The organism is Bifidobacterium asteroides (assembly GCF_048001765.1).
GTDB lineage: Bacteria > Actinomycetota > Actinomycetes > Actinomycetales > Bifidobacteriaceae > Bombiscardovia > Bombiscardovia asteroides_K.
In genome coordinates this window covers 748952-773669 of record NZ_CP181447.1, presented here as the reverse complement: position 1 = coordinate 773669, position 24718 = coordinate 748952, and the positions used below count along the sequence as shown (strand labels likewise).

General features: G+C 56.1%; 16 protein-coding genes. 6 read left to right on the top strand and 10 right to left on the bottom strand.

All coding sequences use genetic code 11. The features are described 5' to 3' along the window. The first annotated feature begins 63 nt into the window (after positions 1 to 63). Positions 64 to 1308, top strand: coding sequence for a carboxylate--amine ligase (locus ACNAOV_RS02875; protein ID WP_416517887.1), 1245 nt, complete (start codon positions 64 to 66; stop codon positions 1306 to 1308). Further along, complete coding sequence (locus ACNAOV_RS02870) at positions 1305 to 2048, top strand: aspartate/glutamate racemase family protein (RefSeq protein ID WP_416517886.1); 744 nt, start codon at positions 1305 to 1307, stop codon at positions 2046 to 2048. Before ACNAOV_RS02875 ends, ACNAOV_RS02870 begins: the two co-directional genes overlap by 4 nt. On the opposite strand, the gene smc is transcribed toward ACNAOV_RS02870, so the two are convergent. Next, positions 1981 to 5619 (bottom strand): chromosome segregation protein SMC, encoded by a 3639-nt coding sequence (smc, locus tag ACNAOV_RS02865; RefSeq protein ID WP_416517885.1) that lies wholly within the window; start codon positions 5617 to 5619, stop codon positions 1981 to 1983. The genes ACNAOV_RS02870 and smc overlap by 68 nt on opposite strands. Continuing rightward, entirely contained in the window at positions 5619 to 7040 is a 1422-nt protein-coding gene (locus tag ACNAOV_RS02860) for a bifunctional folylpolyglutamate synthase/dihydrofolate synthase (RefSeq protein ID WP_416517884.1), read from the bottom strand. Before ACNAOV_RS02860 ends, smc begins: the two co-directional genes overlap by 1 nt. Positions 7041 to 7246: 206 nt before the next feature. Here ACNAOV_RS02860 and ACNAOV_RS02855 point away from each other — a divergent pair, with 206 nt between their 5' ends. Both ACNAOV_RS02855 and ACNAOV_RS02850 read left to right on the top strand, forming a co-directional pair. Then, the gene (locus tag ACNAOV_RS02855) at positions 7247 to 8797 is read left to right on the top strand and encodes an aminopeptidase P family protein (protein ID WP_416518134.1); all 1551 of its coding nucleotides are present in this window, start codon (positions 7247 to 7249) and stop codon (positions 8795 to 8797) included. A 3-nt stretch (positions 8798 to 8800) separates the two neighbouring features. Continuing rightward, positions 8801 to 9334, top strand: coding sequence for an NUDIX hydrolase (locus ACNAOV_RS02850; RefSeq protein ID WP_416517883.1), 534 nt, complete (start codon positions 8801 to 8803; stop codon positions 9332 to 9334). Positions 9335 to 9719: 385 nt separating this feature from the next. Here the strand turns inward: ACNAOV_RS02850 and ACNAOV_RS02845 are convergent, their stop codons facing one another. The 6 genes from ACNAOV_RS02845 to ACNAOV_RS02820 form a co-directional block, all read right to left on the bottom strand. Then, a complete protein-coding gene (locus tag ACNAOV_RS02845; RefSeq protein WP_416517882.1) occupies positions 9720 to 10274 on the bottom strand; it encodes an SIS domain-containing protein in 555 nt (184 codons plus the stop codon). A gap of 67 nt (positions 10275 to 10341) precedes the next feature. Then, the gene (locus ACNAOV_RS02840; protein ID WP_416517881.1) at positions 10342 to 11406 is read right to left on the bottom strand and encodes an ABC transporter permease; all 1065 of its coding nucleotides are present in this window, start codon (positions 11404 to 11406) and stop codon (positions 10342 to 10344) included. Further along, complete coding sequence (locus ACNAOV_RS02835) at positions 11403 to 12431, bottom strand: ABC transporter permease (protein WP_416517880.1); 1029 nt, start codon at positions 12429 to 12431, stop codon at positions 11403 to 11405. The genes ACNAOV_RS02840 and ACNAOV_RS02835 overlap by 4 nt, the downstream gene beginning before the upstream one ends. Then, positions 12431 to 13978, bottom strand: coding sequence for a sugar ABC transporter ATP-binding protein (locus ACNAOV_RS02830; RefSeq protein WP_416518133.1), 1548 nt, complete (start codon positions 13976 to 13978; stop codon positions 12431 to 12433). The genes ACNAOV_RS02835 and ACNAOV_RS02830 overlap by 1 nt, the downstream gene beginning before the upstream one ends. 63 nt (positions 13979 to 14041) lie before the next feature. Continuing rightward, positions 14042 to 15079, bottom strand: coding sequence for a substrate-binding domain-containing protein (locus tag ACNAOV_RS02825; RefSeq protein ID WP_198179063.1), 1038 nt, complete (start codon positions 15077 to 15079; stop codon positions 14042 to 14044). 71 nt (positions 15080 to 15150) lie between these two features. After that, the gene (locus ACNAOV_RS02820) at positions 15151 to 16608 is read right to left on the bottom strand and encodes a xylulokinase (protein WP_198179061.1); all 1458 of its coding nucleotides are present in this window, start codon (positions 16606 to 16608) and stop codon (positions 15151 to 15153) included. A 187-nt stretch (positions 16609 to 16795) separates the two neighbouring features. Here ACNAOV_RS02820 and ACNAOV_RS02815 point away from each other — a divergent pair, with 187 nt between their 5' ends. Continuing rightward, positions 16796 to 18079: an ROK family protein gene (locus ACNAOV_RS02815; protein ID WP_198205951.1), complete on the top strand. Its 1284-nt coding sequence runs from the start codon at positions 16796 to 16798 to the stop codon at positions 18077 to 18079. 52 nt (positions 18080 to 18131) lie between these two features. Here the strand turns inward: ACNAOV_RS02815 and ACNAOV_RS02810 are convergent, their stop codons facing one another. Then, positions 18132 to 19367, bottom strand: coding sequence for an ROK family protein (locus ACNAOV_RS02810; RefSeq protein WP_416517879.1), 1236 nt, complete (start codon positions 19365 to 19367; stop codon positions 18132 to 18134). A gap of 175 nt (positions 19368 to 19542) precedes the next feature. Here ACNAOV_RS02810 and ACNAOV_RS02805 point away from each other — a divergent pair, with 175 nt between their 5' ends. Beyond that, positions 19543 to 21051, top strand: coding sequence for a xylulokinase (locus tag ACNAOV_RS02805; RefSeq protein ID WP_416517878.1), 1509 nt, complete (start codon positions 19543 to 19545; stop codon positions 21049 to 21051). A gap of 42 nt (positions 21052 to 21093) precedes the next feature. On the opposite strand, the gene ACNAOV_RS02800 is transcribed toward ACNAOV_RS02805, so the two are convergent. Beyond that, positions 21094 to 24234: a glycoside hydrolase family 2 TIM barrel-domain containing protein gene (locus ACNAOV_RS02800; protein WP_416518132.1), complete on the bottom strand. Its 3141-nt coding sequence runs from the start codon at positions 24232 to 24234 to the stop codon at positions 21094 to 21096. Positions 24235 to 24718: the final 484 nt, after the last annotated feature.

The window sequence follows — 24718 nt, the reverse complement described above, 5'->3', positions numbered from 1 at the left end:
GGAAAGCCGAATGCCCCACGGCAGGGTGGGGCGCACGAGCACATGGTAGGTGGTTTCAGAAACATGAAAGAATTCCAACCGGTCATACTGGGCACCGACATCAACACCTACGGGATGGCGCGAGCCTTCCACGAGGCCTACGGCCTGGTCTCCACCGCATTCGGCCACTACCAGCTCTCCCCCACCAAGTACAGCAAGATCCTGGACCTGCACCTGGTCCACGACTTCACCAATCCCAAGGTCTTCGTGTCCACCCTGAACGACTGGGCCGACGCTTATCACCGGGACCACCCGGGGGTCACCCTGCTCCTGCTGCCCTGCGGGGACACCTACGCCAACCTGCTGGACGAGTTCGGCGAGCCCCTGCGCGAGCGGTTCGTCTTCAACGCCATCGACAAGGAACTGAACCGTTCCCTCTCGCTCAAATCCTCCTTCTACGAGCTCTGCGACCGCTATGACCTGCCCCACCCGAAGACTGTTTCGGTGGATGCCGATGACGTCAAAGCCGGTCACCACCGCAACCTGCCCTTCGACTACCCGGTGGCCATGAAGCCCGCAGACAGCGACGAGTGGCTGGGCATCGACTTCCCCGGAAGGAAGAAGGCCTTCATCTTCAGCAACCCGGATGAGCTGGACACCATGATCCGCAGGTCCTACCGGGCCGGATACACCTCCAAAATGGTCATCCAGGACTTCGTGCCCGGGGGCGATGACAACATGAGGGTGCTCAATGCCTACGTGGACCGTCACCACCGGGTGCGCATGATGTTCCTGGGCCATCCCCTGCTGGAGGATCCCGCCCCCGAGGCCGTGGGCAACTACGCGGCCATCATCCCCGACTACAACCAGGACATCTTCGACCGGATCAAGGCCTTCCTTGAGGACATCAAGTACAGCGGGGTGGCCAACTTCGACATGAAGTACGACCCGCGCGACGGCATCTACAAGCTCTTCGAGATCAATCTGCGCCAGGGCCGCAGCAGCTACGTGGTCACCCTGAACGGCTTCAACCTGGCCCGCTACTTCGTGGACGACCTGGTTCTGGACACCCCCTTCAACGGACGCACCGTCTTCGGCCGGGGGCATCGCCTCTGGATGGAGATCCCCAAGGACATTTTCCGCAAATACTGCGCCGAATCCGAGGACAAGCGGCAGGCCATGGCCATGATTCGCCGCGGGGACTGGGGCACCACCCTGGAGTACAGCAAGGACCGCAATTTCAAGCGTTGGCTGCTGATTCGACACATGTTCGCAATCTATCGGCGTCGTTACCGGCGCTACTTCCGTGACAAGAGGACACTGGCATGAGAAACTTCTTCGTCGTCCTGGGTGGCATGGGCACGCTGGCCACCGAGAGCTTCGTACGGGTGCTGGACCGGATGACCGGGGCACACCGGGACCAGGACTTTCTGGACTACGTGGTCTTCAACCACGCCACCGTGCCCGACCGCACCGAGTTCATCATGGGCCGCAGCAAGGATGATCCCTTCCCCTATCTTGCCGAGGACGTCCGCCAGGCCACGGCCATGGGAGCCTCCTTCATGGTCATGGCCTGCAATACCGCCCATCAGATTCTGCCCAGACTCCAGGCCCTGACCCCGGTGCCCATTTTGAGCATGCCCCAGGCCACCATTGACTGGGCTAATCGGCACTATCCTGCGAAATCCCATCCGCGCATGGGGTACATGGGCACCGAGGGATCCCGCCATGCCGCCATCTACCAAGGACCAGCCGACAGCGCCGGCTACCAGCTGGTGGACCCGGACCAGGCCCTGCAGGACCGGGTAAGCGCGCTGATCTACGACGATGTCAAGGAAGGCCGACTGGACCAGGACCGCTACCTTGGTGTCCTCCAGGCTTTCCTGAACGACTACCACTGTGATTCGGTCCTGCTGGGCTGCACCGAGCTCTCGGTGCTCAACGAGGCCTACCCCATGCCGCAACTGCCCATCGTGGACTCTCAGGCAGTCCTGGCAGAGGTCACCCTTGATCGGGCTCGGGCTCTTCGCGACCGGAACGATTCGGATCCTTCAGCCGCTGGGAAATGACGGCCGTCACCCCGTCCCCCCTCATGGTGACCCCGTAGAGGGCGTCGGCGATGCCCATGGTCCGCTGCTGGTGGGTGATAATGATCAGCTGGGCATGCTCCCGCAGCTGCTCGAAGGCCTTGAGCAGCCTGGTCAGGTTGACGTCGTCCAGGGCTGCCTCGACCTCGTCCATGACATAGAAGGGGCTGGGTCGGGCCGTGAAGATGGCCAGAAGCAGGGCCAGGGCCGTCAGCGATCGCTCCCCGCCCGAAAGCAGGGAGAGCCGACGGACCTTCTTGCCGGCCGGACTGGCCTCGACCAGAACGCCGGTGGTCAGCAGGTCGTCCGGGTCCTCCAGCCGCAGCCGCCCGCGCCCGCCGGGGAAGAGGGTGGCGAAGATGCGTTCGAAGGCCTGGGCGGTATCGTCGAAGGCCTCCTTGAAGACCGTGACCATGGTCGAATCCAGATCCTTGACCAGGGCCATCAGATCGTCCCGGGAACCTATTACATCCTGACGCTGCTCGTGCAGGTAGCGGTTGCGGGACTCCAGGGCCTCGTATTCCTCGGTGGCCAGCGGGTTGACCTTGCCCAGGGCGGCCAGGTCCCGCTTGGCCTTGGCCAGCCGCTTCTCCTGTTCACCGCGCTGGTAGGGCACCGTTTTGAAGGCCGACGAATCCCCGTCCTCCTCGGTCGGCTCCTGGTCCAGAGGCACAGGATTGCCCTCGTCATCCAGGACGGGTACCGGACGGTCGGGGCCGTATTCGCGTATCAGCTCCTCAGGCTCCATGCCCAGGTCATCCTGGATGCGCTGGCGCAGACGGCCGTCCTCGCCGCCCAGACGCTCCCGCTCCAGATCCAGACCATGCTCGTCCTGGCGCAGACCGGCCACCTTGGGTTCCAGAGCGTCCCTGTCGGCCCGCAGATTGGTCAACTCCTTGTCGTGTGCCGAGGCCTTGGCCCTGAGCTGATCTCGGTGGCGGGCCGTATGGTCCATCCTGCCCTTGATCAGCTGGGCCAGCAGGTCGGCCCTAAGCGCGATAAGCCCCAGGGAGGCCATGCCTGCCTTGCGACGACGGTTCTCCTCGCCTATCCGCTGCCGGTGGCGTTCGGCCTGGTCGGCCTGGTCCCGCAGCAGATCAATCTGACGCAGCAGGGAGGTGTGCCGCCGGTCACTCTCGGTCCAGGTCAGCTTGGCCTCCATCTCGGCCGTGCGGGCCTGGTCCAGGGCCGTCTCCAATTCATGTTGCCGCTCTTCCATGCCCTCCGGGTCGTCAGGGTCAGACCCCCCGTCCTCCTGGGCGCGGGCCAGGCCGGCCTTGAGGTCATCCAATTTGAGTTCGTGGGTACGCACCTGGTCGCGCACCTGGGCCAGGCGGTCCTCCAGATCCTTGACCCCGGCCTGGGCCCGATCCGATTCCTTGCGGGCTGCTGCCAGCTCCCGGGCGGCCTGCTCGGCCTTGACCCGGGCCTCGGTGCACTGGTTGCGCGCCTCCTGCAGCTTCTGCTCAGCCTGCTCAAGAACGGCATGGGCCGCATCCATCTGCGGCTGCAATGCCTTGGATTCCTCCTGTAGGGCCTCCACCTGTGCCAGGGCCTTATCCCTGCGTGCGGTCAGTGCCAAATCACTGGTGGCCGGGGCGGAACCGCCCACAGCACCCACCCGGTCGTAGAGGTCACCCAAGCGGGTCAACGCCTGCTGCCATCCATCCTTCAGGGCACGTCGGGCCTGATCAGCGTCATCGACGGCAGCTGTGGAGGCCAGCAGACTGCGGACAGCATCCAGCACCCCCTGGGCCCGGTCAGAATCGGCAGGATGCTCACGCAGGGCCACCAGGTCAGCGGCCGACCGCCAGGGGCCATCGCCCGGCTTTACGACTGCCCCCTCGAGCGGGCCTGATGCCGAAATCAGTGCGGCACGTCCCAGACGGTCCCGGCGCGCACGCTCCAGGGTCTGATTGACCGTCTGACCATCCTTGGCCACCAGGGCCGAAGCATAGTCGTGCAGGGCCTGGGCCAGGGGCTCCTCCCAACCCTCCTCCACGCAGACGAAGTCGGTCAGCTGACCCAGCAGGGCCGGACCCCCAGCCTGGGACAGGGCCTCGCTAGCGCCACGATGGTCCAGCGTGTCCGCCAGGGCGTCGGCCTTGGCCTGAGCCGAGATGGCATCGGACTGGATTCGACGTTCGTGCTCCTGAAGGTCGTTGAGTCTGCTGCGGGCCTGGTCCCTGACCTGACCTGCCTGATCCAGGGCCTGTCTGCCGTCCTGGTCGGGGCTTTCCTCCTGGTTGTCCAGGTCCCGTACCCGGTTTCTGGCCCGCTCCAGACCCTCCCTGAGCTGATCCTGCTGTCGGACCAGGTCACGCTCGCGCTGCCTGGAAAGTTCCAGGGCCGATTCCTCCTTGGCCACCAGCTGCGCCAGGTCCCCCAACCGAGCCTGCCGCTTTCTGGCCGCCTGCCGCAGCTCGGTCATGGTCTGCCGGTGAGCGGCCAGCCGCCGCTCAAGATCCGCACGGGCTTGAACACAGCCATCCAGGGCGATCCGGTCGGCTCCGACCTGGCCCTCCTCCCGGTCGGCCTGGTCCTTGAGTTCGTCAGCCCGCCGCCTGAGCACCCCGGGATCCTGTCCCTGGTCGGCCACCATGCCGGCCTCCAGCGAACGGCTGCGCTCCCTGGCCAAGGATGCCAGGGACCCGGCCCGCTCACCCAGCTTGGTCAGGTCGTTCCACTGCTGGTTGACCGCATCCAGGGCCGGACTGGACTGCCGATCCAGCCCCTCCAACTGTTCGATGCGCAGCTTGACCCTGGTCAGCTCCTCCTGCCTCCGGGCCAGCTGCCCACGGGTCTGAACCATCCGCGAGCGCAGATCCTCCAGCTTCTTTTGCGAGGTCAGAGCGTCGTCGGCATGGATGCGGGCCTGGGCGTCCCGCAGGCTGATCTGGATCATGTCGGCCCGGCGGGAGACCTTGGCCTGGCGGCCCAGCGGGCCCAGCTGCCGATGAATTTCGCCGATCAGGTCGTCCAGGCGGGACAGGTTGGCCTCGGTGTTGGCCAGCTTGTGCAGGGCCCGCTCCTTGCGCTTGCGGTGCTTGAGGATGCCGGCCGCCTCCTCGATGAAGGCCCGATGGCCGGCCGGATCGGCCCTTAGAATGGCATCCAGCCGCCCCTGACCGACGATGACGTGCATCTGCTGGCCCAGTCCGGTGTCGCTGAGCAGCTCCTGGATGTCCAGCAGGCGGCAGTCTGATCCGTTGATGGCGTATTCGGACCCGCCGTTGCGGTAGATGGTCCGGCTGATGGTGACCTCGGTGTAGTCGATGTCCAAGGTCCGGTCGGTGTTATCGATGGTCAGGGTGACCTGCGCCCGGCCCAGCGGCGGTCTGGAGGAGGTGCCCGCGAAGATCACGTCCTCCATGGACCCGCCGCGCAGGCTCTTGGCCCCCTGCTCACCCATGACCCAAGCCAGGGCATCGACGATGTTTGATTTGCCTGATCCGTTGGGGCCCACCACAGCGGTGATGCCCGGCTCGAAGCGCAGGGTGGTGGCCGAGGCGAAGGACTTGAAGCCCTTGAGGGTCAGCTCCTTGAGATACATCAGGCGCGCTCCGCCTTAGGTTTGGCCAAATCGGGGTTGGGACGCTCGGCCAGCAGGGTGCGGGCGTCGCCGGCGGTGACGAAGCTGCCGCAGATCAGCACCCCCCGGCCATAGCCCACGCCGGTCTGGTCCTCGCTGTCGACCATGTCAACGGCCGTCTGGATGGCATCGGGCATCCGGTCGCGCCGGACCACCCTGTCGGGCCCGAAGACCCGGACGGCGATCCGCTCCAGATCCTCGGCCGGCATGACCCGGCCCTTCCAGGAGTTTTCGGTGACCACGACGCTGTCCAGCACGGGCTCCAGCAGGCCCAGGTAGTCCTCCACCTGCTTGTCGGCCATCATGGAGATCACACCCACCAGCTGCTTGAAGTCGTAGTTCTCCTCAATGGCCGAGCGCAGGGACTGGGCCGCGTTCAGGTTGTGCCCGCCATCGATGATGATGGTGGGCGAGGTCCGCACCTGTTCGATCCGTCCGGGGATGCGCACCTGGCTCAGGGCCTCGGCCACCAGATCCTGGTCCAGGGCTCCGTTGACGGGGATGACCGTCTCGGCCGCCGCCAGGGCCGCCAGGGCGTTGTGAGCCTGATGCTCGCCGAACTTGTCGATGGGCACATCCTTGTAGAGTCCCTGAGGCGTGCGCAAGGTGGCCACCTGACCGCCCACTGCAGGCATGCGGGAGACCACCTCCAGCTCGTTGCCGTCCCTCAACAGGGTGGGGGCGCCCTGCTCGCGCACAGCCTGCTCGATGATGGGCATGACGGCATCCTCATGGGGTTGGGCGCCGACGATGACCGTGGACTTGGGCTTGATGATCCCAGCTTTCTCCCCCGCTATCTGCTCGACCGTATCCCCCAGCCACTGCATGTGGTCCATATCCACCGGCCCGATGATGGAGGCATCCCCGTCGAGGACGTTGGTGGCATCCCAGCGGCCGCCCATCCCAACCTCGACGATGGCCACGTCCACGGGGGCGTCGGCGAAGGCCCAGACAGCCATGGCGGTCAGGACCTCGAAGAAGCTCATGGGAGCCCTGCCCTGCTGGGCGAAGCGGTCATCCACCATGGCGATGAAATCCTCGATCTGCTGGTATAGGTCTACGAAGTCCTCGTCTGAAAGCTCCTTGCCGTCGATGGCGATCCGCTCGTTGATCCGCTCCAGGTGGGGCGATGTATAGAGCCCGGTGCGTAGACCATAGGCCCTCACCAGAGCCTCGGCCATCCGCGCCGTGGACCCCTTGCCGTTGGTCCCGGTGACGTGGATGACCCGGAAGCTGTGCTCGGGGTGGCCCAGCAGGTCCAGCATCATCCCCATCCTGTCCAAGTCCAGATTGGGGCTGTCATGCTCGGCGGGACGCGCCATGATGGCCCGCTCGACATCGCGAATATCCTGACCCTTGCTGTTGGGGTGTTCGAATGACATATTCTGCCTGCGCCTCCTGCTGGCTGTGGATGCTTCCCGCCCATTCTATGCGCGACCTGCCCCGATTGAGGGCCGAAACAGCCGACTGTCACATCGGCCGAACGCACTACCATGGAACCAACATAGTCAGAACCGGAATTTCAAGGAGGCTGGACGTGACCGCATCCGCTCAGGAGCATCTACAAGGAGACACCGATCCCAAGAACGTGGACCTGGATGAGCAGAATATGGAGGACCGGGTGAACAACCGCACCCTGCGCCCCAACTCCCCCGCATTCCAGGAGTTCATGACCACCGGCTGGCAGCCCCAGGAGCCTCAAATCGAGCCGCTGGAGTCCAGCAAATACACTGAGCGCCGTCTGCGTGAACTGGGCAATCGCTTCCCTGGCGAACGCCTGGTCATTCCCGCCGGTTCCTACAAGACCCGTAACAACGACAACGATTACGCCTTCCGCCCAGATACCACCTTCGCCTACTACACGGGACTGGGCGAGGACTATGAACCCGGAGCCATCCTGGTCCTGGACCCGGTGGACCCTGACAGTCCGGAGGCCGCCAAGGGCCTGACCCATACCCCTGAGCTCTTCGTCCATCCCCGGGCCGATCAGTCCACCCGCGACTACTACCGGTCCTCCCAGTATGGGGAGTACTGGGTGGGTCCCCGGGCCGGACTGCGGGAGCTGGCCATCATGACCGGCATCCCCACCAAGGACATCGCCTCCTTCCCTGATGCCATCGCCAAGGATCTGGGGCCGGACCAGGGGGCGGTCAAGATGCGGGTAATCCGCACCGCCGACCAGGAGGTCCTGGACCAGGTGGAGGCCGCCCGCAAGGCCAACGGCATCGGTGGTCCGGACCGTAATGAGGAAGCCGACGACAAGCTTGAAGAGTTCACCTCCGAGGCCCGCATGATCAAGGACGACTACGAGGTGGGCGAGATGCGCAAGGCCATCGCCGCCACCAAGGACGGGTTCGACCGGATTCTGACCCACCTGCCCCGGGTGGTGGGCAAGCCTCGCTCCGAGAGGATGCTGGAGGGCGTCTTCAACGCCAACGCCCGCGAGAAAGGCAACGACGTCGGCTACGGGTCCATCATCGCCTCGGGCAAACATGCTCCTATTCTGCATTGGATGCGCAACGACGGGACGGTACAGAAGGGCGACCTGCTCCTGATCGACGCCGGCGTGGAGGTCAACAGCCTCTACACGGCCGACATCACCCGCACCTTCCCCGTAGGCGGCACCTTCAGCCCACTGCAGAAGCGGATCTACCAGACCGTGCTCAAGGCCCAGCAGGCCGGCTTCGAGGCCGCCAAGCCCGGCGCCACCTACTCGGACATCCACCATGCCGTCATGCGTGTGCTGGCTGAAACCCTGCACGAGTGGGGCATCCTCAAGGTCAGCGTGGAGGAGTCCCTCTCCCCCCAGGGCCAGCAGCACCGCCGCTGGCACGCCTGTGGCTGCGCCCACCATCTGGGTCTGGACGTGCACGACTGCGCGGAGGCCAGGTACGAGTCCTACCAGGGCGCACCCATCACCCCTGGGATGATTTTCACCATCGAGCCCGGACTCTACTTCAAGGAGAACGACCTGCTGGTTTCCCCGGAATTCCGCGGCATCGGCGTGCGCGTGGAGGACGACGTGCTCATGACCGAGCAGGGACCCCAGTGGCTGTCTGCAGGCATCCCCAAGACCGTGGAAGAGGTGGAGGCCTGGATGGCTCAGCGGGCTGCGCTGGCCGACCCGGACCGGGACTGATATATGCCCACCCCTGACTTTGTACTCAGACTGCGCCGGTCCATAGGCCATGACCTGCTCTGGCTGAACGGCGTGACAGCCTTCGTCACTGACGGCCAGGGCCGCGTCCTGCTGGGCCGGCGCTCTGACACCGGCCAGTGGGCCCTGATCTACGGGATCAACGAGCCGGGCGAGGACCCGGCAGACACCGTGGCCCGTGAGGTCAAGGAGGAGACCGGGGTGGATGTGATCGTCACCGACCTGGCGGCGGTCACATCCTCCCAGGAGGTGGTCACCTACGCCAACGGTGACCGGACCATGTACATGGACCATCTGTTCATCTGCCGGCCCGACCCCAGCGGCAATGCCGACCCCTTTGTGGGTGATGATGAGAGCCTGTCAGTCGGCTGGTTCGACCCCGATCAACTCCCGGCCCCACTGGCCCAAACCACTGTGGAACGCATGGCCCGAGCTCGAACCTATCTGAAGCGCCTGCAGGGCGGAGATGCCCGCGCCCTCTTCGTCTTCAAAGGGCTGGAGAGACCAATCGCCGACTAGTACTGCAACAATCTGGTATTAACTGTCTCTGCCTTAACCACCTAGACAAAGGCGGTTCTACCGCATACAGGGGCTCTAGTTGCGAATAGCAGCTAACCCACTGTTTCGTCCTGAACTCGTTCCTCAGCAACAAACTTTTGAACACTGCAAACCAGTCTCGTCTCGGGGGGTGAGGGGCAACTTCAGGTCTTCACGCAGCCGGTGGAAAATCGGAATACTATTGACAACTGCAGGAGAGTATTAGGACAACAATCTTTCCCCATGAAGAACCCGGCCTCCAGGACCGATTATTCATCAAAGGAATGCCCTAGATGAATATTCTCAGATTGCCGGAGCAACCTGAAATTCAGATAAAGACCGGGTAAATCATTAGAGATTGGAGGAATTACTCGTAGTTCCTATGTCGCTTCGTCATTGATGAGTAACTTATGCCTTCTTCCTTGTGTATTTCGTAGACAAGAGAATCAAAGAATACCCATGACGCTGTTTCCCACAAAGTTCCCATCGGTTGTAGGGAGGGAACCAAGTCACCCTGACCTTTGAATACGGTTGCCGGGATGAAGATAGTCAAATCTGCTACAGATGCGGCCGTACTCCCAGGAACGCCGGTGCAACAAACGACTGAAGCGCCCGCGTCCTTGGCTAGGCGGGCAATTGTGAGGAGATGCGCAATCTCTCCAGATCCACAGGTAAAGACAAATAAATCACCAGGTCCAAGAGCGGGTGCCGTGTCATCCCATACCCAGTGGCAGTCAAAGCCCAAATGCATCAAGCGCATACAGAAAGCCCTACAGGTCAATCCCTCACGACCTACTCCAGCACAAACAATATGCCGTGCTTTCTTAAGCATTTGAATGAAAGAGTCGACATTCGCGTAATCCATACTATCAAAAGTCTGTTTTAGTTCATCAAGTATTGACTCTGTCTGCTCGCTGTCCATTGTCATTTCATTATCCAATCATTTTCCGATGATTCTTCGATGTTCGATGTCACCGAAGCGAACCCTTCTACTTGACCTTTTGAGTGTGCTTTGCTCTGAGCTCCAGAGCTCTGCTAATGACCATGACTATGATCAGAGCAGAACCCCAGGCCAAATTTTTAACAAAGGGCGAGAAGTTCAAAATGGTAAACCCTGTTTGCAAAACTTGAAGCATAATGACCGCTAAAAGCAGATTGCTGAATTTGCCCCGACCACCGAATGGATCAAATCCTGCCAGCACAACAACAAGCAGAGCCTGCAACAGGTACGTGCCTCCGAAGCCAACACGAGCTGAATTAACCCTCGCTACCATGACAAAAGCAGCCAATCCTACGAATATACCTGAAAGAGCATAGGTAAGTATCAAGGTACGGTTCACTCTGTGACCAGAGAAAAGCGATGCAACAGGGTTTGAACCATACGAGTATAGTTCACGGCCGTAACGCGTGCGACTCGTAATCCAGCCAATGATGCCATAGCTCACCAAGCCAATTAGGAAAACTACGGGAATGCCCAGTATGGTCGCGGTTCCAAGTGTGGAATAGTCAGCAACTGAAACAGCAACGGAAGATCCATTAGTCGATGCAGAAGCCACTCCAGTGAACAACAGCTGAGTACCTAGGGTAGCGACGATGGGGTTGACGCCGGCAAATGAAACCAGACACCCGTTCATAACGCCGCATAGGATCGTGGATAGGATTCCCAACACAATGGCAATGGCAATCGACAATCCGACTGAGCCTGCACGTCCGACTTCACTACCCGATAGGAACCAAGCCACGATGATTGCCGCGACGTTCATGTTGGCCACCACGGACAAATCGATACCGCCCGTCAGCATAACTGTCCCCATGGCAAGAGCTAGGAACATAAACTCGCCTACCTGGAAGCCCATGGATTGGAGTGTTCCTACATTATAAAGACTGTTGCCGAGCAATATGTAGAACCCGATGCAGACAACCAGTACCGAGCAATACAGCACTTTGCTCGGTCTATCAAGCCTAACAACCAATGACCGTAGGACACCACTTATACGATTTACTTTCAATTCACTTGATTTTTCTTGTCCCATAATATAATCCTCATCCCTCATCCCAGGAAGGACATGCTTCGACGGTTACGGCGCTTTTCGCCGTAGTAAATGGCAACGACCGCACAAACCATGACGGCCCCGATAAAGAGGTTGTTCCAGGAAGACTGAATCCCAAGAAGCACAAGAGTATTATTTAACAACTGCACAAGCGTCACTCCAAGGAATGTCCCCAGCAACGTACCGGATCCTCCAGTAATCCTGGTCCCGCCAATCACCACAGCAGCTATCACTGTCATATCTGTGCCCATGATGCTGGTTGGATCAACAAATTTGAGATTTCCGAAGGAAATGATCGCCATCAAAGCTGAAAGAACGCCCATCAAAGGATAGATAAAAAGCTTGATTTTCAAGGGCGACAGACCTGCCCGTCGTGCTGATTCCTCTGAATTGCCCAAGGCATAAATGCTGTGCCCCAATGTTGTATGGTTCATGATGAACCACAAGGCGATATAGATGAGAACAGCTATAAGGAAGAAACCCGCTATACCGCTGCTTTGTCCTTTGCTGGTGAATGAGACGACATTCCACGCGCCAAAATCTAGGAGGGACTTGGGCATCTCGCTAATCGTCACGGGTTTCGTACCCAAAACCGTAGCCATCAGTCCGTAAAAGACTGAGGATGTACCTAGCGTGACAATGAAAGTAGGCAGTGATAACCAATATACAAGCAACGCGTTAAAGACACCGAGAATGGCGCCGATGACGGCTGCCATTAGCAGTATCGCCAGCAGTGAGTCTATATGGAATGCCAAGGATAGGAGTACAGCTGAATATCCTGACGTAATAGCCACAGCCGGGAAAGACACATCAATGCCGCCGGAAATCATAATCATATACACCCCGGCAGCCAGTATTGCCATTCCAGTCCCATTACGGGTCAGATCAGCGAATGTTCCCAGTGTCAGGAAATTAGGATTCACCAAAGAAACAATCACCGAATAACCCACGATAATGGAGAGGAGTGTGATTTCCATGGAATTTAACTTTTTTATTCGAGGCATCCTTGCCTGGATCTTCTGACTCATCAGGAATTGCTTCCTTTCTCATTTACAAGCCTTGAGCCCCTGGCATGGGAATCAGATTTCTTATCAGCATTTCGATATAACTGTGAATACCCTGATTGTAATTGGTCTCCCGTCAGCTCAGTCGTCACTGTTCCTTGCACAAAAATAGCTATACGGTTACACACCGCCAATAATTCTTCCTCTTCGTCGGAAATAACCAGTATTGCGATGCCTTGGCCGGCCAAACGACGAATAATGTCATAAATCTGGGATTTTGAACCCACATCCACACCTACGGTGGGAGAATCCAATATCAGCAATTTGGGCTTTGTGGCAACCCACTTGCCAAGCAGTACCTTTTGCTGATTACCACCAGAAAGGGATTGTGCAAGCATGGAAAGATCCTGGGTGTTCACTTTCAGACCAGTCAGCACCTCTTTACCAATTTCATGCTCTTTTCTGGCGTTAATCAGTCCAAGCGAATTAGATAAGGGCTTAAGTACACTGGCCACACTGTTCTGAAGCAATGTCCTGTCAAGGAACAGTCCCTGTTCCTGCCTATCTTCGGGTACCAAGGCGATACCCTCCTCGATTGCCTCCCGTGGATTATTGATAGAAACCCTTTTCCCATTTATAAAGACATGGCCTTTTTCGAGCTTGTTCAGCCCAAATAAGGTCAAAGCTGTTTCGGTTCTACCTGAGCCCAGCAATCCGCTCAAACCAACAATTTCACCAGGTCTGACTGTCAAATTCACATTGCGTACCCGGGCTGCGCTCACATTTTTCATCTCCAATACAGGCTGAGCTTCAGGGACGACATGGTCCTCTGGATCACCGAACACAACATCATGACCTGTCATCAAAGCCGACAACCTGCGATTATCCAGATCATCCGATTGGTATGTACCAACGACCTCGCCAGATCGGAATACAGTAATCCTGTCTGCCACGGAAAATACTTCATCCAACTTATGAGAAATGAAAATAATGGATACGCCTGATGCTTTCAGCTTCTGGATGGTGTCCAGCAAACTCTGTACTTCAACGGACGTCAGCGCAGTCGTTGGCTCATCCATGAAAATGATATGGGCTTCAAGGGCAAGCGCTCTGGCAATGGCGACCTGTTGCTTGGCCGCCATGGACAGGCTTTCTACTCGCGCGTCCAGATCGATATCCGCATGAATCCGCTCCAGGGCTCTCGAAGCGATTTCGTCGCAACGACGGTAGTTGATAATCCACCGCTTACGATGAACCAGACCGGGCAGGCAGATATTATCTCGGACATTCATGGTTCCGAATAGCGACAAGTCCTGGTGTATGACTGCAATCCCAAGACTTATAGCTTGTCGTGCCGTAACCGACGAAAACTCCGAATTCCCGACTTGAATACTTCCGCTGTCGGGCACTAGTCCGCCAGAAAGAATATTTACGAGCGTGGATTTCCCTGACCCATTCTCTCCGACGAGGCAGTGAACCTCACCTTTCCTGATGCTGAGATTTACGCTCCGCAATGCTTGAACACCGCCGAAGGTTTTGCATATATTTGTAGCGGATAATTGTGCATTCATCACTGTTATTCCCTTGCTTCGCAAAGAATATTGGAAACGACAACAGACATATGACCTGTTGAATCAGAACGGATACTTACCGTCCTTGTAATCGCCCTTTTTGAGGATCAAAGGAGCGTCCCCATATACCTGGTGGCCCTTTACCTCTGACTTTTCGTAACCCTTGGCTTTCAAATCAATACCGCTGGCGATCTTCTTACCTTGAACCTTGTCATAAGCCAGTTGAAGAGCCGCATAACCAGCATCCTTGGGGCGCCATGTCTGAGCATAACGAACCCAGTCATCTTGAATGTATGGCATATCCACCGAGGGGATTCCCAAAGTGGAGACATAGACATTCCTGTTGCTCCGCTCCTTAAGAACTGCAGCCATATTGGAGCCGGCCGATACTGATGTGCCGAAGAAACCAGTGATGTCAGGGTGCGCGTTAAGGATCTCAGTGGCAACTTTGCGAGCCGTGTCATCATTGTTGTTATCTTCGTATGGTTCACTGGAAACAAATTGAATATTCGGATAGTCCTTTTCCATCATGCTCTTGCAGGCCCTGTACCATGCCATATGGGTCTCCATTGTCTTTGAGCCTACAACCGCTGCCAGTTTTCCTTTTCCGCCCATGTTCTCTGCAAGAGGTTTGCAGAAAGCAACTCCAAAATCTTCATTCTTGAAAGCTTCGATGTCGTAATCCACATCATCTGCGATGTTGCTGGCCTCATGGCTCACTACTACTATCCCCTTCGCCTTGGCCTGCTTGATCACCGGCTTCAGTGCCTGCGGATCATTGGGGACAACCACAATGGCATCAACCTGCTGAGAGATGAGATCGGATACCATCTGAACCTGCTTGGCCGAATCGCCTGAATCTGGCGCAATCTGCTTGACATCAACCTTGCCTTTGTTGTCTTCCGAGAATTGCTTAACCCCGGATCTCATATCATCAAACCACGGAATCCCCTCTTGCTTGGCAACCAGGACGATTTTTGTGGCTTTGCTATTCGCACCATTTTTGCTGCCGATGACTCCCCCAGAACCGCATCCTGCCGAGAAAGCCAGGCAAGTCAAGGCAAGACCAGCGGAAAGTGCGGCCTTCATTATGTTACGCATCGCGTATCTCCTTTGATTATTTGATGTTGCATTCTTTGTTTTTTAGTTATGAAAAAAAGTGTTTTACTCACTCAAGCAAGTGCATTGTCTTCTTTTTTGTGCATAAAGCAGGCTGACACTTCTTCAAATCGCTGGGATATGAAGGGAGAAAAATCACATTGATATTCACTGGAAAGGTTCGGCGTCCATATCGGGGGCTCCTTGTTGCCCCCGTATACCCAAGCAGCCTGCCGTGCAGCACCATCTGCAACATATTCGCTGTACTCCGGAACAGTCACAGGCAAGCCTAAAACCGATGGGGCTATACGCCTGACGGCCTCCGAACGCGCTCCGCCACCAATGAGGTTAATCTTGGTAACCGATATGCCGAGCTTCTGCATATCCCGTATTCCGATGCCAACTCCGCACAGCATACCTTCAATTGCTGCCCTTGCCAGATTGGAAGCCGTAAGATTCGTGTTCGTTATACCATGAATTGCGCCAGTGGCATCAGGATAGTTGGGAGTCCGTTCACCCTCAAAGTACGGAAGAACAACTAGCCCTTCAGCACCAGGTGGAGCCGAAAGCGCCGCTCGTGAGAATTCCTCATAATCCATTCCCAACATGGCGCAGAAGCAATCGATAACCCGTGATGCATTAAGAGTGCAGACCAAGGGTAGGTATTTCCCACTTGCATCAGCGAATCCGGTGACATACCCCTGAGGATCGTGCGTAGCCTTTGTCGAGACGAGGGAGACAACGCCTGATGTGCCAATAGACATTGCGATTTCCCCAGGCTTGAGTCCTAAACCGAATGCCGCTGCAGCATTGTCACCTGCCCCTGGTCCAACAGTGATCTCGTGTCCCTTGATTATGGTCTTGGAAACTGCCTGATTCGGACCTTTTACAGAGGGGAGCACAATCTTCTCAGCAAATTTTCTGCCTGCCGCCAATGAAAGCAGGTCGTATTTGTATGCGTTTTCCTCCGGAGAGTAATAGCCCGTTCCAGAGGCCTCTGAACGATCTGTAGCCAGATCATGAATATCCTTGCCCCCTAGAAAATTCCAGGTCAGCCAATCATGCGGCAGAGCGAGGGCCGCTGTGCGCTCACAGTTGCCACGTTCCTTTTCCGCCATCCAGCGAAGTTTCGTCACTGTGAGTGATGCTACGGGAACACTTCCGACGCTATCAGCCCACTTACGCTTCCCTTTTTCATAGTCGCCATCACCAAGCTCATTGATGAGATCAAAAGCGTGCGGTGCAGATCTGGTATCGTTCCAAAGAATGGCATCACGGACAACATGACCATCAGCATCAAGAGCAACCATGCCATGCTGTTGCCCGGCAATCGAAAGCGCAACGACTCCGTCTAATCCGCCAGCCTGTTGCAGGGCAGCATCCAAAGCATGTCGCCACACATGTGGGTTGACCTCCGTTCCTCCGCAATGTCTTGCAGCACCTGAACGCACCAGCTTGCCTGTATTGATATCGCGAATCACGACCTTGCATGACTGTGTCGAAGAGTCAATTCCGGCTACCAGTTTCTGCACAATCACCCTCCTTGGTCATATCATGCAATTATTGCTTTATGCAACATAGTAATTTATGTTTATCATTTTGTCCAACTGTGCAACTTATTAATCCTACGTTTTGTATTTTGCTATTGAGCAGAGAATAAATGCTGTTATTTGAACTTTGGTGCATACTTAATATATGGCTGAAAGAGGATTCAATACTATGCGCAACGTAGCAGCAAGCAAGAAGAACGTCTTGAATACAGCAGGCAGGACCAGCCTGCACAACCACAATCTTGCAATAATCGCCAAGGCTGTAATAACCGGTTCGCTTCCTGATCCCTCTCGCGCGTATCTGGCAAAAATTACAGGCTTAAATCGGTCGACACTCTCGCGTCTTGTCGAGCAGCTCATCGCGTACGGGATTATCCGGGAACTGGACTCGAAAAACATAGGTTCTGGGCGGCCAGCCGTCCCCTTGGCTCCGGCTCTGCACACCTATGCATCGATAGGCGTGGATATTATGAGAGACTCCATAGAGGCCTCTGTCGTCGACCTGTCAGGTCAAATACTCGCACAACAATATCTGCAGACCGAAACAGAAGAGGCAGCTAAAACACTTGTTTTGGTTGGACGCATAATCAGTGATCTGCATGAAAGGGCAAGAAATGCGGATCTGATTGTGGTCGATGTCACCGCAGCTCTGCACGGTTACTTCGATAGGAACGGTACACATCTTCTCAGCAGTCCGACTCTTGGATGGACCGACGTTGACCTCGCTCGTTCCCTTCATATAGGTCGCGAAAAAAAGTACATGCCGGCAATTTCATTTTTAAATTCGGCGGACGCCGGGGCATATGCTGAAAACTACCTCAGGAATAAACATGGTGAACCGCTATCCGACTTTCTCTATGTCTCAGGAGGCTCAGGCATCGATGCCGCGTTGATGAAGAACGGTTCATTTGATGCAGGTTATCACGGTTGGGCAGGGGAACTCGGCCACGTGTATGTTGCTGAAGGCACTAATGTATGTTCATGTGGAAACACCGGTTGCCTTGAATCATTTGCCGGGCAGAATGCCATAATGGCGGCGTCAGGTTTTTCCCAGGACAGCCCCATAGGCAATTTGTTTGCCGCCCTGATGCGAAACGAAACCCGGGCCAGCAAAGCCGTGGCGAGCGCCGCCGACTACTTGGGTTTAGCTTTGGCTGATTTCGTCAATATATGCGATGTGCCGACGATCGTCTTGGACGGGTTGTATTCGAAGCTGTTTGAGTACTTAAAAGAACCACTTCTTCTGAAGCTCTCCAAACGCGTGCTTTCGTCAAAATGGGCCAAAATCAACGTTTTGAAGTCAATTTCAACAAGCAATTCCGTCGCGTTCGGAGCAGCATGGAAGGGTATAACAAAATTTATCGATACACCGTCACGTTGGAAGAAACAAATCAAGAACAAACTCAATTATTATCCGATCACCGACACCCCATCGGTCACCTTGAGCGAATAACTCATCATAATCAAACAGGTACATCGGCCATAAACACCTGTCTTGACCATACTTAGTTGTCAAAGAATCCCAAAGGGTTGTCGATGAATTTACGCAGCCCGACAGAGGCTGCACCCCGCAGGGCCGGATAGGCAGACAGGCTGGGCATGAGCACCCTTACCGGTGCGGCGTTCCTGCCCAGGGTCAACCGATTGATCCGTTCCTGCAGGCGTTGTGCAAGATCTCTTCCGAGATTAGGCCAGAAACCGCCCAATATAACGGCATCCACATCTACAATATTTATAGCTGTGACGATGACCGAGATCATGGCATCCAAGCCTCTGTCGATAGCTTCGACGGCTTTGTCGTCTCCTTGCTGCCAGCGTCTGTAGAGCTCGTTTATCGCCCAAGTGGAAACAGCCTCAGCCCCAGATGCGATGCCCGCAGCTTCGACCAGGGCCCTGCGACCGGCATAGGTCTCCAGGCATCCCCGCCGCCCGCACCGGCAAGTGGGACCGTTCAGATCCACAGAAGCGTGCCCTAGCTCACCTGCAAAACCATGATCGCCCACTTCGACGGTACCCCCTCGAACCACAGCACCTCCAATACCGATATCCGTGGAAATGTAAAGAAAAGAATCAGTCGGCGAAAGAAGGTCATTCCCCCCACCTGCTGTTCGTTGAGTCGCAAATCCCGGAATCTGGGCCAAGGCCGCCAACCGGGCCTCATTGCCCGCCACGGGGTTTAGTCGACGAACCAAGGCGAATCCGGAAAGGTCGATTCGCTCCCATCCTAGGTTTCGAGCCATGAGCAACTGCATATCGCCAGTGACCAAGCCAGGAAGGGCAAGACCAGAGCCGACCAATTTATAGTTATCCTCGCGGAGTCTGCCTTCAATGGGCTTTGCCAAGGCATCCAGGCTGGCAAAGACCTTTTCAGGATCAGCTTCACGCATATCGTCATCGATCCAGGCTGAATCAATCAGCGTTCCATCTAGATCCAGAGCCAGACACCCATAACCATCGGTATTGATCTGCAAGCCCATGCCGGCCCATCGCCCATGGGCGATGGATAGAGGCGTGCTTGGACGACCGTAACTGGTCTGTGTCGTCCCCGGCTCCCCCTCCCCTATAACCTTGTTCTTCAAGAGAAGTGCGCTCAGTAGGGACATTGTAGCTTTGGTCAAGCCGGTCGTTTTGGCCAAATCAGCTCTGCTCAGCGCTGACGGGGAACGTAGAATGGTATTGATGATGACCGAAAGGTTGTGATTTCTCAGATCGTCCTGATTGATTGAACGCAAGGTAACCATAAATCGACCTTCTTAAAATTGACGTCTATCGTGGACGGCAGGAACAAACAGACCGTTTTTTAGTATTCCACCTGCCATTGTCAATGTCATCCAGCAATACTTAGTTCATTCATCTAATGATTAGGGTAGGATGGCATAAGAATCGCAATACATCTGCTCGAGCAAGGAGGCGGCTATGGATAGAGTGCTGGTGGCAGGAGTTGATACATCGACGCAATCCTGCAAAGTAAGGATCACGGATGCCAGGACGGGACAAATGGTTCGTTTCGGCAAGGCATCACATCCCGATGGGACCAGCATCGACCCGCAAGCTTGGTGGACTGCCTTTAGAAAGGCGGCCCAAGAGGCTGGCGGTCTTGACGATATCTCCGCCATCTCAGTGGGCGGTCAGCAACACGGCATGGTCCTTCTGGACGATACCGGCCGGGTCATTCGCGATGCGCTGCTTTGGAATGACACCCGTTCTGCAGCTGACGCTGAGGAGCTGATCATCCGCCTGGGCCGACCTCCTAAAGAAAGCGGAACCGAATCGGACCTGGATGCTGATCCGAATATGCGCGGTCGACAGCGCTGGGTCAGAGCGGTCGGTTCTTCTCCAGTCGCCTCTTTAACCATCACCAAAGTGAACTGGGTTAGTCGTAACGAACCCGAAAACGCCAATAAAATCGCTGCCATCTGCCTTCCCCATGACTGGTTGAGTTGGGCCATTGCCGGACATGGGCCTGCCGCCGCGAAGGGTGATGACGCACACCTGACTGACCTCTTCACTGACCGGTCGGACGCATCCGGCACCGGTTACTTCAACTCAGCAACCGACACTTATCGACGCGATCTCCTCAGCATGGCCCTTCCTGACGGAATGGCTGAGAAGGTCATCCTTCCCAAGGTCCTGGGGCCATATCAGGTCGGCGCCAAGGCCGATCCTCGAATCGCAGGCAAGAAGGTACCCGGCGGATGCATCATCGCACCTGGCGGGGGCGATAATGCCATGACCGCTCTCGGGCTGTCAATGCGAGTAGGGGACGTCTCGATCTCTCTGGGCACTTCCGGAGTTGCCGCCGCCATCAGCCCTGTTCCCGCATACGATATGAGCGCATCAGTCACAGGTTTCGCTGATGCCACTGGGCACTGGCTCCCCCTGGCATGCACAATCAACGCCTCTAGAATTCTTGATGCCGGCCGTGCAGCCATGGGCGTTGATTACGATGGCCTGGCAGATCTTGCCGACCAGTCAGAACCAGGAGCCGGCGGCATCACCTTAATCCCTTATTTTGATGGCGAGCGCACCCCCAACCGTCCGGATGCCAGGGCCAGCATCAATGGACTGAGCTTGGAAAACACAAACAGGCAGAACCTGGCTCGCGCCTTTATTGAAGGTCTTCTCTGTTCACAACGCGACTGCCTGGAATTGCTGAAACATCTCGGCACCGAAGTCAGGCGAATCCTCCTGGTCGGCGGAGGGGCAAAGTCCAAGGCAGTCAGGGCATATGCACCTCAGATTCTGGGCATGGATGTGGAGTTGCCACAAATCGATGAGTACGTCGCCATCGGAGCAGCACGTCAGGCAGCCTGGACCTTGTTCGGTCAGAATCAGCCCCCCGTCTGGCCAGTGAATATTGAAGAAACACTATCGGGACAGCCTCAGGACCAGGTATATCAGCAATACAGGAACTGGCGAAAATGAACCCGGATGGAGAGCAATTCCTCTCCATCCGGGTTCACGGATCTAGTGTGATTGGACCCTTAGATGCAGTCCGAAGGTGATTTCGGACTCATTCATTTGATAGGCAGGAGCCAAATCAGGTCCGCAACTATTGGAGCCGACACCTGCAGTTGCATAATCCAGGCAAAGCACAGTGGAACCGCATTCCTGCAGCTCATAGTCGTGACCTTTTTCAGTCAGCTCCTCTTGGGTATATGGGGAGCAGCTAAAGGAGATGGGAGTGTCTCCAACGACCTCCAAAGCCGACCAGCCATCCTCGACCATTAGATAATCACAACCGAAATGCGAACCGTTCTCTTGTGGGCGCAGATAGTGTTCGACCATGTCTTCCACAGTATTTGAGAAAACGCCATAGTGGCTGGCCTGATGCATGTCCCTATAGCTCTCGTAGGGCCCATATCCACAATATGTGACTTTGTCCATGGTTCTGGGGAGGAAGAGGCGTATGCCAAACCTTGGCAGTACAGGGAATTCGGAATCCTTGTGGAAGCTCAACCCAAGATCCAAACCTCCTAGACAATCAAAGGACCATGTAGCCTGGATACTTCCCAAGGGTTGGATGCTCGGCGACACCAGGGACAAGTCAGTGCGAATCGTGGTAATGCCTCTGTCCTCATCAATATTCAGAACAGATTCATACGCCCTGGTCACAGTCCTGTCGTACTGAGCCCTGATCCACTCCTGCTTAATGATGGCGTCGTTGTCTGTTGGAGCCCTCCAGACATTGACTTGGGTGGGAGCTGTCAGAAGCTGTCGATTGGCTACAATTGCAGTATCAAGCATGCCGGTACGCTTGTTGAAGACATATCGCCAGTCATCCCCCTCCACTTCAATCGTGCCTGCGTTTTCCTTGGTCATAGGCCGGACGACATCTTGTCGGTTGTGTCCGTGTTCTTCTAAAATGAATCCAGCCACACTGTTGCGCCGTTCATCCAGACCCAGCGCTCCCGCATTCAACTCATCGAACCCCAGTAAATGTCCCCGACGAAGGTTCCGGTCCTCTTTCTTCAAGGCATAGGAAACCAAGAGCGTCACTCTTCCGCGGTCGGGCCATTTTATAGGAGGAAGCTTGACCTTGCCCTCCTGATGAGGAGCGATGTGCAGATCATCTTCGGCATTCTCCGACAATCCACCAGTAAGAACCGGTTCGCCATCCCTGAGCACGGTCCAAGACAGGGTCAGATACTCATCCAAATAAATAAAGTCCAGGTAATTATGCAGACGAATTGTTTCATCTGCCGGATTAAAATCAACTACCCGAGCTGGACGAAAGACATTCTTGAACTCTTCCAAACCAGTATGGGGATGCCGATCAGGGTACACCAAACCATCCATGCAGAAGTTGCCATCGTTCGGGTACTCGTCGTGATCACCGCCATAGGTGTAGACCTGTCGACCATCTCTTGACCGTCCCTGATCAATGGCATGGTCAGCCCACTCCCAAACGCATCCACCAAGAATTCCCGGCTGCTCCTGGAAAACACGGAAGTAGTCCTCAAGATCGCCGGGCCCCAATCCCATGGCATGACAGAACTCGCACAGGAAGTACGGTCGCCTGCCTCCGTCCCCGTCATCCCCGTGAGAGCTGACGCCATGGGGACCCTCAGAGGTGAAATACTCCTTGATCTGACGGATTGAGGGGTACATTCTGGAAGTGATATCCAGATTGGAATAGTCAAGGTCTGTCCTGGGTGAGCCGTGGATTGCCGATTCGTAGTGGGTGAGTCGCGAGGGGTCGCGCTGTTTAGTCCAGGCCAAAGCCGCTTCAATTCCACATCCGTACCCGCTCTCGTTGCCCATGGACCAGATGATGATCGAGGGGTGATTCTTATCACGCTCCAGACTGCGCTGGGCCCTATCAAGGATAGACTGGGTAAAATTTGGATCGTCGGCTATCTTGCCGTTCCAATAGTCGGGTTCCTTCCAGCCGGGACCATGATAGAGGTATTCGATTCCATGTGTCTCCAGGTCTGCTTCAGCCACCAGGTAGAAGCCCATCTGGTCGAAGAGTGAGTAGTACTGCGGCGCATTAGGATAGTGAGAAGTGCGGATGGCGTTGACATTATGTTCTTTCATCAGAACCAAGTCGCGCATGATTTGATCTTGATCAATGGCAAATCCCGTCCGGGGATCTCCATCATGCCGGTTCACACCATGAATCTTGATGGGCGAGCCGTTGACCTTGACCACCTGGCCTTCGACGCTAACAGATCGCAGTCCAATGTAGTCGGTAATGACCTCGTCGGGATCCTCCATGGACGTCCCCACGGCATCGCCCTTATAGTAGAGCTCCAACCTGTAAAGCTGCGGGTCTTCGGCATTCCACAAACGGGGATGGTCGATTTCCATTCGCAGACATGATTGATTTTCGCCCCCACTGGCCCTGCTTTCAGCGATCTTCGAACCTGCTGAGTCCACGATCCTGCCCATGACAGACGATTTTGCCGACTGTCCAGTAGCCGCTATATCAAGATCCACAGTGACACAGGCTCGGGAGTTATCCTGCGTTAGGTTAGTGTGAACGAAGTAATCCCGGATGCGGCTTTCAGGTCGACGCAGGATATAGACATCCCTGAAGATGCCACTCATCCTGAACTTATCCTGGTCTTCCAGATAACTGCCATCGCACCACTTGAGCACCAGAACTGCGAGACGGTTGCGCCCCGGTTTCAGTTTTTTGGTTATATCGAATTCACTGGTGCAATGGGATACCTGGCTGTATCCCACAAGCTCACCATTCACCCATAGATAAAAGCAGGAATCCACCCCATCGAAGTTAAGCAGAGCACGCGGGGCCCTGGCAACAGGCCGATATTCGAAAGTCCGAAGGTAGATCCCGCATGGATTGTCCTGAGGGACATACGGGGGATCAAAGGGAAAAGGATACCTGGTGTTCGTGTACTGGGGATTGTCATACCCTTGTGTCTGCCAGACTCCAGGCACAGTAATAGGCTTGAACACCCTATGACCGGCATCAGCCTCGGGATTGAAGTCCTCCTGGTAAAAAACAGGTTCACCAGCCTCCTGGGCAGAGGTTACCTCAGCATCAAGATCATAAAGACTGCGATAATAACGAAAATCCCAGTCACCGTCCAGATCCAGGAAACGATCCGACTCTCTCCTCCTGTCACCCCTGGAATCCATCGGCACTGAGGCTGGGATGAAGTAGGAACGATTGGGTTCAGTCCCCACATGCAGTCTGGAAGGGTCCTCATAGTAGCGTGGAATAAACATAAAGCCTCATCCTCATCGGTGATCCACAGGTTCAGGTCCTATCGGTTGCCAGGTGCTTGGGTTCGAACCAGGCCGACGCTACGCCAGCATGCATTCAAGCCCTAGACACCTGACCAAGTTTATCCGTCAAAAGATATCTCGGCCTTGCGTTTCGAAAAGTAACCTCGAAACATCCCGAATCTGTCAAAGACAAATTCGCGATGACCCAGGAAATATCATCAGAGAACCTTTCACACCTTCACCGAATGCTCGGTTTACCAGGAGATCTGCATATTCCTCATTTCAGTTCTGCTGTATTGCATCAAGGACGATTCCTTCAACTTCAGGCGTTCGGACACCAGAAAGCACTGAAAGCCGCCCTACCGTCTTCGGTATGCGGGTGAGTATGGAAGCG